We start from the raw sequence: 14,423 nt of genomic DNA, 5'->3' as shown, positions 1-14,423 counted from the left end.
TCCTGCGCGCCCCTCCCGCGCCCTCGGTTGTCGCCCCCGGTTGTCGCCCCCGCACCGCACCGCACCGCCCCGTCCCGCACCGTCCACGACGCGCCCCGTCCGGAGGCTCGTGGAACCGGAGACCCGATAACCCGGAGGCCCGGAAACGGACCCATGGACCCGTGAACGGACCCATGGACCCGTGAATGGACCCGGAGGCCCGTGAATCCCGGGCCTCCGGACGGGAAATGCACCGGAAAACTGGGCGAAACAGGCTCGATCGACGCTTAACCAGTCGGTCACAGATCGTTCGCGATCACGCAACACCCCTGCGCGACAGTGGTGTCCATGACTGACCGTAACCCTGCATCCGCCCAGAGTCCCCACCGCCACCACCGTCACCACTGGCGCCGCGACGTCGTCGAGCTGGCCGCGCTGTTCTGCGCCGTGGCGGTCGCGGACGCCATCGCCAATCTCGTCGTGCACGGCCCCAGGGGCCCGATCCTGCTGGTCGCCTCGGCCGTCGCGCTCCTGGGCACGGCGGCCTTCCACACCTGGTGGGCACGGCGGCACAGCCATGCGCCGCCGCCGCGGACCACCGCGCCCACCGATCCGGCCCCGGCCGCCGGGCCGGCCGCCGCGACGACCGCCACCGCCCGGGAGACCGGCGCCGCCGAGGGCGGGACCGCCGCCGCCACGACCACCCTGTGGCAGATGCGGACGACCGTGCGGGACGAGCCCGGCAGCCTGGCCGCGCTCTGCACCGCCCTGGCCGGCAGTGGCGTCGACATCCTGACCCTCCAGACCCACCCGCTCCCCGAGGGCTCCACGGTCGACGAGTTCCTGCTGCGCGCCCCCCGGCAGCTGCCCTCCGCCGACCTCACCCGGACCGTCTCCCGGGCCGGCGGCCGGTCCACCTGGATCGAGCGGGCCGACGCCCACGACCTGGTCGACACCCCCACCCGTCTCCTGGGCCTGGCCACCCGTACCGCCCTGGACACCGCCGAGCTCCCGCTCGCCCTGCGTCAGCTGCTGGGCCGCTGCACCATCCACTCGATCCCGGCGACCACCCTCTCCGGCCGCCCCAACGCGGGCGCCGACGCCCCCGTCGAAGGGGTTCTGGAGGCCACGGTGATGCGGCTGCGCGACCCCTCGGGCGGCGCGATCACCGTCGAGCGCCCCCACCTTCCCTTCACCCCGACCGAGTTCGCGCGGGCCCGCGCCCTGGTCGAGCTCGACGCCCGGCTCGGCCCCCGCGTCCCGCGCGGCCAGGACGTGCTGACCCTGCCCGAGGGCAACGAGATCGTCCTCCGCCGCGCCGACGGCTCCGACCGGCCGGCCGCCCGCGCCATGCACGACCGCTGCTCCGAGCGGACCCTCGCCCTGCGCTACCACGGGCCCGTCGCCGACGCCGACCGTTACCTCGGTCACCTGCTGAGCCCCCGCTTCGGCCGCACCCTCGCCGCCACCACCACCTCCGGCAAGCTCGTCGCCCTCGGCCATCTGCTGTGGGACGGCGACGAGACCGAGGTCGCGCTGCTCATCGAGGACGACTGGCAGCGCCGGGGCATCGGCTCCGAGCTGCTGCGCCGCCTGATCGCGCTGGCCACCGAGGCCGGGTGCGACAGCGTGTACGCCGTCACCCAGGCGTCCAACACCGGCATGGTCGCCGCCATGCGCGGGCTCGGGCTCCCGCTCGACTACCAGATCGAGGAGGGCACCCTGGTGATCACGGCCCGGCTGGCCACGGGCCCGGCCGGCGCCCGGCTTCCGCACGAGCGGCCGTACGGGTCGTCGTACGGGTCGTCGTACGGGCTCCCGCGCGAGCAGGCCCGCAAGGAGGTGCGGCAGGCTCCGTGACCCCGGCCGCCGGGGCGGGGCGGGGCCGGCCCGTACGGCGCCCCGCCCCGGGAGCGCGGCTCCCCGGCCCCGGGGTCCCGCTCCCGCCCGCGTCAGGAGGCCGAGAGCGAACGGTGATGACGCGGACCCGTCCCGCGTACGAAGATGTCCGCATGTCAGAGATCCTTCCCCCGCACGACGCGCGGCGTGCCGCCCTGCTGCCCCGCCAGGTGGCCGACGCCTACGTCGACGAACTCATCGCCATCGACCCGGTCATGGGCACCTACCTCGGCGTCGCCGCGAGCTCCGGCAAGCTCCCGGACTTCTCCCCGGCGGGCCGTGACGCCGTCGCCGCACTGGCCCGCACCACCCTCGGCCGCCTCGACGCCGCCGAGCGGCTGCCCGGCGCCGACAGCGACGCCGAGCGCCGCTGCGCCCGCCTGCTGCGCGAGCGCCTCACCGCCGAACTGGGCGTCCACGAGGCCGACGAGCACCTGCGCGCCGTCAGCAACATCCACTCCCCCGTGCACAGCATCCGTGAGGTCTTCGGCCTCACCCCGGCCGACACGGACGAGGACTGGGCCGCGATCACCGAGCGGCTGCACGCCGTCCCGGCCGCCCTCGCCGGTTACCGCGAGAGCCTCCAGCTGGGCCTGGACCGCGGGCTGTACGGTGCGCCGCGCCCCACCGCCACCTTCATCGAGCAGCTCACGGGCTGGGCCGGCGAGGACGGCGACGAGCCCGCCTTCTTCGCCGGTTTCGTCGCCCACGGCCCCGAGGCCCTGCGCGACGGACTCGACAGCGCGGCGGCCGGTGCGACCGCCGCCCTCGCCGGCCTGCGCGACTGGATGAGCGCCGTCTACGCCCCGGCCGTCGCGGGCAGGCCGGACACCGTGGGCCGCGAGCGGTACGCCCGCTGGTCGCGCTACTTCAACGGCACCGACCTCGACCTGGACGAGGCGTACGCCTACGGCTGGGCGGAGTACCACCGGCTGCTCGACGAGATGAAGGCCGAGGCGGCGAAGATCCTGCCGGGCGCCGGGCCCTGGGAGGCGCTGAAGCACCTGGACGAGCACGGCACCCACATCGAGGGCGTGGAGGAGGTCCGGGCCTGGCTCCAGGGGATCATGGACGAGGCGATCGAGAACCTCGACGGCACCCACTTCGAACTCGCCGAGCGGGTACGGAAGGTGGAGTCCCGGATCGCCCCGTCCGGCGGCGCCGCGGCCCCGTACTACACCTCCCCCTCAGAGGACTTCTCCCGTCCGGGCCGTACCTGGCTGCCGACGATGGGCCAGACCCGTTTCCCCGTCTACGACCTGGTCTCCACCTGGTACCACGAGGGCGTTCCGGGCCACCACCTGCAGCTCGCGCAGTGGACGCACGTCGCGGACCAGCTCTCGCGCTACCAGGCCACCGTCGGCATCGTCAGCGCCAACGCCGAGGGCTGGGCGCTGTACGCGGAGCGGCTGATGGACGAGCTGGGCTACCTCAAGGACGCCGAGCAGCGGCTCGGTTACCTGGACTGCCAGATGATGCGCGCGGCGCGGGTCATCGTGGACATCGGCATGCACCTGGAGCTGGAGATCCCGGCGGACTCGCCGTTCCGCCCGGGCGAGCGGTGGACCGTGGAGCTGGCGCAGGAGTTCTTCGGGCTGCACAGCGGACGCCCGGCGGACTTCGTCGAGAGCGAGCTGACCCGTTACGTGTCGATGCCGGGCCAGGCGATCGGCTACAAGCTGGGCGAGCGCGCCTGGCTGCTGGGCCGGGACAACGCGCGGGCGGCGCACGGCGACGCCTTCGACCTGAAGGCCTGGCACATGGCGGCCCTGTCGCAGGGGTCGCTGGGGCTGGACGACCTGGTGGACGAGTTGTCGAAGCTCTGACACACGGCACGGCACAGCACGGCACGTGGACGGGCCGCTCGCCCCGGAGGGGGACGAGCGGCCCGTCCGCGTTCCCCCGGTGACGTCCTCCCGGAGCCGGTGAGGGGGCGGGGGGCCGTCAGCCGGGGTGGGCCGCGGTGCGGTGGCGCACCACCGAGCCCCCGCGCTGCTTGACGATCTCCAGCTGGGTCTGCACCCGGGTCCGCAGGTCGGCGACATGGCTGACGATGCCGACGCTGCGGTCCCGCTCGCGCAGCGAGTCCAGGACGTCGAGCACCTCGTCCAGCGCCTGGTCGTCGAGGCTGCCGAAGCCCTCGTCGATGAAGAGGGTGTCCAGGCGCATGCCGCCCGCCTCGTCGGTGACCACGTCGGCCAGTCCCAGGGCGAGGGCCAGCGAGGCGAAGAAGGTCTCGCCGCCGGACAGGGTGGCGGTGTCCCGCTCGCTGCCGGTCCAGGCGTCGACCACGTGCAGGCCCAGGCCGGAGCGCCCGCGCCCGCCCGACCGGGCGTCGGAGTGGACGAGGGTGTAACGCCCCCCGGACATGCGCAGCAGCCGTACCGTCGCCGCGGCGGCGACCTGTTCCAGCCGCGCGGCCAGGACGTACGCCTCCAGCCGCATCCTGCGCTCGTTGTCGGCGGAGGTGCCCGCGGTGAGCCCGGCGAGCCGGGCCACCCGGTCGTACGCCTCGCGCAGCGGTCCCAGGGCGCGCAGTTCCTGCCCGGCCTGGCGGGAGAGCCGGTCCAGTTCCGCGCACCGCAAGCGGGCGGCGTCCACGGCGGAGCCCGCGGTACGCAGTTGTGCCGCGGCCGTGGCCGCGCGGGCCTCGGCGGCTTCCGGCCGGGCCGGGGGCAGATCGGCCGCCGCGGCGGTGCCGGTCTCGGCGCGGCGGTCGGCCAGGGTGGCCTCCTCGGCCTGCCAGCCGTCCAGCCGGTGCTGGAGCGCGGTGCGCTCGTACTCCGGGAGCACCGCGTCGGCGGCGGCCCCGGTGGTGTCGAAGCCCGCCGTGAAGGCGGCGTCGGCGAGCTGGTCGTCGGCCTCCTTGAGGCGGGCGGCGGTGGCCTCGGCCCGGCGCAGCGCGGCGGCGGCCCCGGCGACCGTGCGGACCCGGTCCTCCAGGGTGCGGGCGCGGGACGCGACCGTGGGCGCGCCGCCCCGCACCAGGGCGAGTCCGGACTCCAGCGAGGCCTGTTCCTGGTCCAGGGCCTCGCGCCGGGAGGCGCGGGCGGCGGCCCGGAGCTCGGCGTCCTGCCGGTCGGAGCTGCGTGCGGCGTGCTCCCGCTCGGCGGCGGTGAGCCGCTCGCGTGCGGTGTGCGCCCCGGCGGCCTCGGCGTGGGCGGCGGCGTGGCGGGAGCTCAGCTCTGCGGTCAGGGCGAGGAGTTCGGCGGTGGTGGCGGACCCGGCGGCGGCCTCGGCCTCGGTGCGGGCCTCCTCGACGGCGGCGAGCCGGCGTTCGACGGCGGACCGGGCCGCCTCGGCCTGTTCGAAGGCGGCGTGGGCGGTGTCCTCGGCGGCGCGGTCGACGTGGCCGGGGGCGGGCCGGGCCGGGGCCGGGTGGTGCGGCGAACCGCACACGGCGCACGGTTCCCCCGCCACCAGCGCCCCGGCCAGTTCGGCGGCGATCCCGCGCAGCCGCTCCTCCTTCAGCTCCAGCCAGCGCTGCCGGGCGGCGGCCGACTCCTCGCGGACGGAGAGGAGTGCGGTGGCGGCCTGCCGCGCGTCGGCGGCGAGCGTGTCCCGGCGCCGGGCCGCGTCGAGGTGGAGGCGGGCGGGTTCCAGCCGGCCCGCGAGCTGCTCGGCGAGGGTCGCGGCCTGCTGGGCGGCGTCCGCGCGCCGCTGGAGGGCGGCCCGGGTGGTCTCCCACTCCTCCAGCCACCGGGCGGACTCCTGGTGCTGCTCCTCGGCGGCCCTCGCCTCGCGTTCCAGGTCGGCCCGCGCGCGGCCGATCGCGGCGCTGCGCTGCTCGTCCCGGTGGGCGGCGCCCAGGGCGCCGAGGTCCTCGCGCAGCCGCTGTTCGACGGTGGCGAGCTGTTCGGCCCCGGCCCCGGCGAGGGCCTGCGGGAGTCCGGCGCGGGCGGCCGTCTCGGCGTGGGCGGCGGAGAGGTGGGCGGCCGAGGCCGCTCCGCGCAGTTCCAGGGCGGGGGCCACCAGGGCTCCCCGGCGGGCCCGGTCGAGGAGGCCGCGTACCCGTTCGCGTTCGGTTCCGGCCGCGGTGAGCAGGGCGGCCCGGCGGGTGGTCTCCGCGTGGCGGCGCTGGAGCCGGTCGAGTTCCCGGGCCTCCTCGGCGTCCCGGCGGGCGGTGGCGCAGCGGCTCTCGACGGCGCTCAGGGCGTACTCGGCGACGGTGAGCCGTTCCCGGGCGGCGCACCGGGCGACGGCCGCCCAGGCCCGGACCGCCGAGGCCAGCCCGGGGTCGCCCGGCTGGTGCCCGGGGAGCGGCCAGGCCCGCAGGTCGGCGCTGTCCCCGGCGGCCTGGGCGAGTCGCTGGGCGGTGGAGAGCACCTTCTCGTCTCCGGCCCGGACCTTGGCCTCGGCGGCCCGGCGGCGTTCGGCGAGCAGGGTCTCGACGGCGGCGAAGCGCCGGGTGTCGAAGAGCCGGCCCAGGAGCCGGCCGCGGGCGGCCTCGTCGGCGCGCAGGAACCGTGCGAACTCGCCCTGGGGCAGGAGCACCACCTGGCAGAACTGTTCCCGGCTCATGCCGAGGAGCTGTTCGATCTCCTCGCCGATCTCCTGGTGGGACCGGCTCAGTGGTTCCCAGGCCCGGCCCGTGTGCTCGCGCAGCAGGCTCTGTGCCTTGTCCCGGGTGGTGCCGGTCCCGCGCTTCTTCGGGCGGTCCTGTTCGGGGCGCCGGGTGATCTCCAGGCGCCGTCCGCCCGCGGTCAGCTCCAGGGTGATCTCGGTCGGGGTGCCGGGGGCGGCGTGGTCGCTGCGCAGTCCGGTGCCGGGGGCCTGGCGGGGGCCGGGCACCGATCCGTAGAGCGCGTAGCAGACGGCGTCCAGGACGGAGGTCTTCCCGGCGCCGGTGGGCCCGTGCAGCAGGAAGATCCCGGCGGCGCAGAGCGCGTCGAAGTCGATCTCCTGCCGTTCGGCGAAGGGCCCGAAGGCGGTGACCTCCAGCCGGTGCAGCCTCATCGGACGCTCTCCTGCGGGGTGGGGCGGGTCTCGTGGGGGTCCTGGCCGTCCTGGCCGCCCCGGCCTCCTTGGGCGCGTACGTCCGCGAACGCGTCCTGGAGCACGGCCCGCTCGGCCTCGTCCGCGGGGCCGCCGCCGCGCACGTGGGCGACGAAGTCCTCGGCGATCTCCTGGTCGCTGCGGCCCTTGAGCCGCTGGGCGTAGGAGCCCGCGGCCTCGGGGGCGCGGTCCTCGGGGTCGAAGGCGAGGCTGAGGGTGTGGGGGAAGCGGGCGGCGAGCCGGACCATGGGGTCCTCGGGCCGGACCGGGTCGGTCAGGGTGGCCTCGACCCAGGCGTCCTCGTACGGGGTGTACGCGGGGTCCTCCAGCAGGGCGTCCAGCCGTCCGCGGACCCGGGCGAGCGCCCGGGGCACGGGGGTGTCGATCCGTTCGGCGCCCGCGATCTCGCCCGCCGCGCCCAGTTCGACCAGCCACATGGTCTTGCGGTGGGCCGCCTCGGAGAAGGAGTAGGCGAGCGGGGAACCGGAGTAGCGGACCCGTTCGCCGACCGTCTGGCAGCCGTGGAGGTGGCCCAGGGCCGCGTAGTCGACCCCGTCGAAGACGGAGGCGGGCACGGACTCGACCCCGCCGACGGCGATGTCGCGTTCGCTGTCGCTGGCCTGGCCGCCGGTGACGAAGGCATGGGCGAGGACGACGGAACGGGTGCCGGGCGCGCGGGTGGCCAGGTCCGCCCTGATCCGGTCCATGGCCGCGGACAGGACCGCCTCGTGGCTGACCTTCGTCACCCCGAAACCGTCCCTGACCAGGGCCGGTTCCAGGTACGGCAGCCCGTACAGCGCGACCTCGCCGTGGACGTCGGACAGCACCACGGGGTCGGCGCAGCCCGCCGGGTCGGTCCTGAGGTGGATTCCGGCCCGGCCGATCAGCCCGGCGCCGACGCCGAGCCGGCGGGCGGAGTCGTGGTTGCCGGAGATCATCACGGTGGGCACGCCGAGCGCGGCGAGCCGGTGCAGGGCCTGGTCGAACAGTTCGACGGCGGGCAGCGGGGGCACGGCCCGGTCGTAGACGTCACCGGAGACGAGGACGGCATCGACCTCGTGGGCGGCGACGGTCTCCACGAGGTGGTCGACGAAGGCGGCCTGGGCGCCGAGCAGGTTCACGCGGTGGAAGGAGCGGCCGAGGTGCCAGTCGGAGGTGTGCAGGAATCTCATGAAATCGCTCTGACCTGCACGTTTACCCCTACTGCGCCTCAAAAGTCAGCACGAACCAGCACGGGGGCTCGCCATCAACGCTTGCCACGCTAACGCATGGCGCCCCCTGATCCGCCGCTCACCTAAGATCACCCCGAAAAAATTGGAGGACAATTCTTACTACGCCGAAGCACCTCGGCCACAGCGGCACGCCCGGCTCAGACACGAAGGTGTTGCCGTCGGCGAAGCCGATCAGCACACCCACGCCGCCCGAGCTCTGGCCGTGACCTGCGGCGGAACGATCCGTTGGAGACGAGCCCCACCCCCGACCCACGCCTGGCAAAGCACCGCGCGTCACCAGTCAGGGGGCGGGCCGGAGCAGGTTCCCCGACAGCCGCCTGATGCCTCGGCCGTGGTGAAGTTGGGGTGGATGCGGAAGGCGCTTCGGTGCCGGTGGTGTACCAGGTGTCGGTTCAGGGTGCGGCTGAGGGGGCCGGCGAGGTGGAGGCGGGTGCGGGTACGGACCGTCAGGAGCAGGCCGAGGAGGACGGCGCGGCGGGTTCGAGGGATCCCAGGTCGGGGATCAACGGAGACGGTCGCGGGTGTAGGCCCGGGTGAAGGCGGCTCGCAGGCCCGGTTCGTCCCACCAGTTGTCGGTGCCGCGCAGGGCCACGATGCGGGCAGGGGATGGGGCGTCTATCGGGGTGAGTCGGTCGGGGCGTCCGTTCCGTGCATGTACAAGATCCCTTGCAGGCACAGCCGGTCAGCTACCGGCCGCGGCCCCGGTGACCTCGTCGGCCAAGGCGGCAGCAGCGGCTCGATCAGTGCCCACAACTCGTCGTCCACGATCCACGGTCGAGTACTCACACCACCACGGACGGCCGAATCATCACACCAGCCACGGCCGACCAGAATATCTCAGCTCTACGCCACAATGCACCGACTTACGCGTTTCACACCTTGCTCGACGAAAGAAGCCATTCTCGGAACTTCACCCAACCAGCTCGACCGTTTTCTGTTTCGCAAAGATGCGAACAGGAAACACGCGAAAGGAAACCGCAGGCCACCGGTCCACCTGAAAGGAATCGGGCGCACAGCTGGTGTATATTACGCGCAGAGTGAGCGTCATACACAAAGCCTCACCGCCCCCATAACGCCGACTGCTTCCCGTTCCTACGTGACCGCTCGACAGCTCTGGGAGACAGGAAACGCGCAGGGAGGCCGAAATGCGGCAGGCGTGCGCCGAGGCATTCTAGCCAGGAGTGCCGGTGCACCCTCCAGCGATTGGGCCCGTACGGCCCAGGCTCGCACCGACTCGGCAAGGAGCCCTAAGCACGCCCCTCGCCTGGAGCATCCAATCGTTCAGCACGAGAATCCTCGGGGCGCCGACGAGGGCTCAAAGGGCGGGGGCACCGGCCCCTCGGCCTGGCTACACGCCTCGCAGGTAGTCGAGTACCGCCAGTACGCGGCGGTGGTTCTCTCCTGAGGCTGGGATCTGCAATTTACTCAGGATTGAGGTGACGTGCTTCTCCACAGCGCGTTCCGAGATGCCCAGTCGCTTGGCTATGCCACTGTTGGTGAGGCCGGTGGAGACGAGTTCGAGGACCTGTAGTTCGCGGGAGGTGAGGATGTCGATAGTGCGGCGTTCCCGGGGATTTCCGACGAACTGTTTGAACACTTCGGAGTCCAGCACGGTCTCGCCTTTGGCCACTCGTCTGAGAGCGGAGAGGAACTCATCGAAGTCACCTACCCGCTGCTTCAGCAGATACCCGGAGCCGGCGGGCGCGTTGCGCAGGAGCTCTTCAGCATAACCATGCTCGACGTACTGGGATAGAACAAGAACCGCTGTTGCCGGACAGTCGACTTGGACCTGGCGGGCCGCTCGGATGCCCTCGTCCGTGTAGGTGGGGGGCATCCGGACGTCCATGATGGCTACATCGGGGGAGCGTTCACGGATCACTTGGAGGAGGTTCTCGGCGTCGCCCAACGATGCGACAACCTCAACCCCTTCGTCCGTCAGCAACCGCGCCATGCCGACCCTCAAAAGGGCAGAATCTTCGGCCAATACAACGCGCATGGCGGCTCCTGAGTGCTGAAGTCGACCCAGCGGGAGGGATGAAACGGACGATGCCGCTTGAGGGTAAGGCTGGAGTACCAGCATGTGCGCTCGATCAAGCCTGGTGCGCAGTGCGCTCAGCATAGAGGAGCACGGCCCGCAGACGATACGAACATCGGTGTCATTGATATGAGTTGAGCACAGCGATGGCACTTCGTCCGGCAAGGTGCCTCGTCGCGGACACCGCTACTGCGATGGCGGCCGCCAGACACGCGGCCACGAGGCCGGCAAGGACTGTCCAGGGGACACTGATGTCGACCGTTCCGTACGTGGCCTCCAGTGCTCCCCCGTACGCCCACAGGCCGAGGGTGATCACGACGGCGGCTACCCCCGCGCCGGCCAGGGTAGTGGTCAGGGCCTCCCACAGAGCCATCCGGCGCAGTTGGTCCTCGCTGACGCCGACCATGCGCATCCCGGCGATCTCCCTGCCACGTCGGCTGTACGACATGACCAGGGTGTTGGCCACCGCGATCAACGCGTACACCGAGGCGGGTCCGACCAGTACCAGTAGGACCAGGTCGTTGAGACGGTCCTGCTCACCGGCGGAGGCACCGAACCAGTCCGCGGTAGGTGTCGCCTTGGCGCCCGCGTCCCGCAGTTCGCTGTTCAACCGTGCCGCCGTCGCCTCGACGTCGGCTCCGCCCGGTGCCCCGTCCAGCAGGACCGTCGCCCGCTCGGGCGCCGCCGCTCCACTCGTACCGGGGGCAAGGACCACGTGCGGCACCGCCGAGCCGCCGTCCAGCACCGCCGTCACGTCGGCCGTGACCGGCTGACCACCGAAGCGCCCGTAGGTGATCCGGTCGCCCGCATGGACTCCGTACCAGTCGGAGAACTCCTTCGAGACCGCGACCGTGCCCGGTGCGAGTGCTCGTACGCTGCCCTCCAGCGCGCTGACGCGGTGCGTACGGGCCAGTTCCGGTACGTCCACGACGGCCGCGTCGTCCTCCCACGCCGAGTACGGCCCGGCCACCGCGACGTCCATCGGAGCGAGCGCCGATACGGCGCGGACGCCCGGTTGTTCGCGCAGCTCGGCCAGCACGTCCTGACTCAGACCCTTGCCCGGCGTGACGGACTCCACCACCAACTGGCCCGCTGTCCGCTGCCGGTCGTCGGCGGTGACGGTGGCGCCGGTGGTGGCCATCACCGCGGTGAAGGTGCCGACGATGGCCACGATGGCGAGGACCGGGCCGACCAGTGAGGCGGTCCGGCGCCTCGATGTACTCACCGCTGCCACCGCCAGGAGGCCGGGCACGGACTGGGGCCGCTTGAGTCCGGCGGTCACCAGCCGTATCAGCGAGGGAAGGTAGAGAGGACAGAGCAACGCGGCCGAGAGAGTCAGCGCCATCGGGCCGAAGAGCGCGAGCGGGGTGGCCGCCTCCAAGCCCGCGTTCGGAGTCAGGGCGAGCATCACGGCGCCGCTGACGAACAGCAGAACACCCGTCGTCCCGCGTCCGGCGGTCATCGCCCGGGAGTCCAGATCGGCCTCGCGCAGCGCCTCGACGGGTCCGGTGCGTGAGGCCTGCCGGGAGGCCGCCAGCGCGCCGAGCACGGCAATGAGGAAGCCGCACGACGCGGCGAACAGCAGCGGCCCGCCGAGCGACCCGGCCCGCATCTCGATGGGCGACAGGCCGGTACCGTTGAGGCCACGCAGCACGGGCGGTGTGGTGACGGCCGCCAGCGCGCAGCCCACGAGCGTCGCGGGTAGCGCCACCGCCACCGACTCGCCGATCACCATGCGCCGCACCTGCGGTCCGCCCACGCCGACCAGCCGCAGCAGGCCCATGTCCCGGCGGCGCAGGGCGACGCCGAAAGCGCCGGTTCCGGCGATGACGAAGACCGTGACGAAGGCGGAGACGACGCCGGCCATCACGAGCACGGTCTGGATCCCGCCCATGTCGGGGGCACCGGTGACCAAGGTGTGGCTCGTACCCTTGCCGTCCGTGAGGGTGATGGAGGTGTCACCGGAGCCGGAAGGCTGCGGTACGTTCCAGGTCGCGGCCAGCGCCGCTGTCGACACCCCGATCAGCGCCACGCCGAGGGCCAGCGCGACGAGGGTTCCCGCGAACAGCACCCAGTAGTGGCGTACCGAGCGTACGGAGAGGCGCCACATCAGGACTCCCACCGGCCGAGGCGGGCGGCGACCTGCTCAGCCGTCGGGTTGTCGATCTTGTCCACGGTTCGGCCGTCGTGAAGGAAGACCACCCGGTCCGCCCAGGCCGCCGCCACCGGGTCGTGGGTCACCATCACCACGGTCCCGCCGGTCCGGTCCACCACGTCCCGGAGCAGCGCCATGATCTGTCGGCCGGTCTGCCGGTCGAGCGATCCGGTCGGTTCGTCCGCGTAGACGATCTCAGGCTGGACCACCAGGGTCCGGGCGATGGCCACGCGTTGCTGCTGGCCGCCGGAGAGCTGCGCGGGACGGTGTCCCGCCTTGTCCTCCAGGCCCACCTGTCGCAGGGCCTCCACGACGACCGCGTGTCGGGGCCGGCCGTTCAGCCTCAGTGGCAACGCCACGTTCTCATACGCCGTGAGCATGGGCAGCAGGTTGAACTGCTGGAAGACGAAACCGATGCGACTGCGCCGGATCAGCGTCAGCTGCTTCTCGTCGCAGGCACCCAGGTCCGTGTCGCCCAGGAACACCTGTCCACTCGTGGGGCGGTCCAGCCCCGCGGCGCAGTGCAGCAGCGTCGTCTTCCCCGCCCCGGACGGGCCCATGATCGCGGTCATGGACTTCGCGGGGAACCCCACGGTGACGTCGCGCAGCACCGGCACCGGCCCCGTCGCACCGGGGTGGCTCTTGGAGACGGAGACCATCTGGGTCGCCGGTAGCTGGATGTCGGTGAGCAGTGTCATCGGTGGTCCTCAGTACGGTCGGAGGTGATACGTCCAGTCCAGCACGGACGCAGGCGCTGGACAGTGGGCCTGTGAGGAGTCTTCGCGGGAGGGTTTTCCCTACCATCGGCCGAGCTGAAGAACCTGTGAGGCCATCGCGGACCCCGGCGGCGGCGTACGTCACCGGCCGGACCCGCACACCTGCGCCGCAGCCGTCCCGTACGCCGCCACCGGAGCCGTCCGCCTTCGTCAGCGTGGGTGCGCGTGCTCCTCCGGCAGCCTCTCCAGGTCGGGGTCGAGCAGCTGCGTCAGCCGGCGGGCCGAGGCGTCCCAGGACCACTGCCGCTCGACCCATTGACGTCCGGCGGCGCCCATCACGGCGCGGTCCGGCGACAGCAGGGTCTGCGCGACGGATCGGGCGACGGCCTTGACGTCCGTCCCGTCGACGACGTGCCCGGTCCGCCCTTCGAGCACGGTGTCGGGTGCGCCGCCGGAGTCACCGGCGATCACGGGCAGCCCGCTGGCCGCCGCCTCCAGGAAGACGATGCCCAGACCCTCCGCCTCCAGGCCCGCGCGCCTGGTGCGGCACGGCATGGCGAAGACGTCGGCTGCCGCATAGAAGGGGGGCATTTCGGTGTGGCCCCTGCCACCCGCGAAGACGACGGAACCCTCCGCGGTGTGCTTGCGGGCCAGGGCGTGCAGCCGCCGCTCGTACGGTCCCTTGCCGACGATCACCAACGCGGCTTGCGGTACGGCTCGCTGGATGAGCGGCAGAGCGCGGATCAGGACGTCCTGCCCCTTGCGCGGCACCAGGCGCGAGGCGCACAGGATGACCCTCTTGCCGTTGAGGCCGTACTGGTCGCGGAGCTCCTGGACGTACCGCGCGGGGAGGTCCGGCCGGAAGTCCTCGGGGGCGACTCCCGGCACGAGCCGGCTCATCCGGGCCCGCGGTCCGAGGGCGGGTGCAATGCGGGACCGGGTGTAGTCACCGAGGTAGGTCACCACGTCCACGCTGTCGCCTATGCGTCGCAGGAGTTGGCGCGCCCCGGGCGTACGTGCCCACCAGATCTCATGACCGTGAGTGGTGGCGACGGTCCGGCGGATGCCGGCCCGCCGCAGGTCCGGGGCCATGTGGGCGAGCGGGGCCGCCGCACCGAACCAGACCCGGTCACAGCCGTGTTCGCGGGCGATGGCCAGCGCCCTTCGGGTGACGCGCCGGGTCGGCAGCAGGGTGCGGGTGGAGTCCCGGATCACGGGGAACGGCAGGGTGGCGTCGTACGCGGCTGCCCCCGGTTCGTTCGAGGTGTAGACCACCACGTCGTTGCCGGGAACGCGGGTGGCCATCGCGTGGACGAAGGTCTCGATGCCGCCCTGGCGTGGCGGGAAGTCGTTGGTGATGACAAGGGTGGTGCTCATGGGTGCCGTCGCCGCCTTCGGTATGGATCATCTTG

At 72.8% G+C, this 14,423-nt stretch carries 8 protein-coding genes and 1 pseudogene; 2 read left to right on the top strand and 7 right to left on the bottom strand.

Translation table 11 applies throughout. From position 1 onward, the window contains the following. The first annotated feature begins 327 nt into the window (after window positions 1-327). A complete protein-coding gene (locus ACIA5F_RS14285; RefSeq protein WP_399352544.1) occupies window positions 328-1,839 on the top strand; it encodes a GNAT family N-acetyltransferase in 1,512 nt (503 codons plus the stop codon). A gap of 152 nt (window positions 1,840-1,991) precedes the next feature. After that, window positions 1,992-3,704, top strand: coding sequence for a DUF885 domain-containing protein (locus ACIA5F_RS14280; RefSeq protein WP_399352542.1), 1,713 nt, complete (start codon window positions 1,992-1,994; stop codon window positions 3,702-3,704). Between the two features lie 118 nt (window positions 3,705-3,822). Here ACIA5F_RS14280 and ACIA5F_RS14275 read toward each other — a convergent pair whose 3' ends face one another. From ACIA5F_RS14275 to ACIA5F_RS14245, 7 genes and pseudogenes are all read right to left on the bottom strand, one after another. Next, window positions 3,823-6,834 carry an AAA family ATPase gene (locus ACIA5F_RS14275; protein ID WP_399352540.1) on the bottom strand — a complete coding sequence of 1,004 codons (3,012 nt, stop codon included), beginning with the start codon at window positions 6,832-6,834 and terminating at the stop codon, window positions 3,823-3,825. Next, window positions 6,831-8,045 carry an exonuclease SbcCD subunit D gene (locus tag ACIA5F_RS14270; RefSeq protein WP_399352538.1) on the bottom strand — a complete coding sequence of 405 codons (1,215 nt, stop codon included), beginning with the start codon at window positions 8,043-8,045 and terminating at the stop codon, window positions 6,831-6,833. The genes ACIA5F_RS14275 and ACIA5F_RS14270 overlap by 4 nt, the downstream gene beginning before the upstream one ends. Before the next feature lie 702 nt (window positions 8,046-8,747). Continuing rightward, a pseudogene (locus ACIA5F_RS14265) lies at window positions 8,748-8,873 on the bottom strand (transposase); the annotation flags it as partial. A 580-nt stretch (window positions 8,874-9,453) separates the two neighbouring features. Next, window positions 9,454-10,101, bottom strand: coding sequence for a LuxR C-terminal-related transcriptional regulator (locus ACIA5F_RS14260; RefSeq protein WP_399352536.1), 648 nt, complete (start codon window positions 10,099-10,101; stop codon window positions 9,454-9,456). Between the two features lie 160 nt (window positions 10,102-10,261). Then, window positions 10,262-12,250, bottom strand: a complete 1,989-nt coding sequence (locus ACIA5F_RS14255) for an FtsX-like permease family protein (RefSeq protein ID WP_399352534.1) — start codon at window positions 12,248-12,250, stop codon at window positions 10,262-10,264. Next, window positions 12,250-12,993, bottom strand: a complete 744-nt coding sequence (locus ACIA5F_RS14250) for an ABC transporter ATP-binding protein (RefSeq protein ID WP_399352532.1) — start codon at window positions 12,991-12,993, stop codon at window positions 12,250-12,252. The genes ACIA5F_RS14255 and ACIA5F_RS14250 overlap by 1 nt, the downstream gene beginning before the upstream one ends. A 228-nt stretch (window positions 12,994-13,221) precedes the next feature. Then, complete coding sequence (locus ACIA5F_RS14245; protein WP_399352530.1) at window positions 13,222-14,388, bottom strand: glycosyltransferase family 4 protein; 1,167 nt, start codon at window positions 14,386-14,388, stop codon at window positions 13,222-13,224. Between the last annotated feature and the right edge of the window lie 35 nt (window positions 14,389-14,423).

Source organism: Streptomyces sp. NPDC051567 (assembly GCF_044454165.1).
Lineage (GTDB): Bacteria > Actinomycetota > Actinomycetes > Streptomycetales > Streptomycetaceae > Streptomyces.
This window is presented reverse-complemented; position numbering and strand designations above follow the sequence as displayed.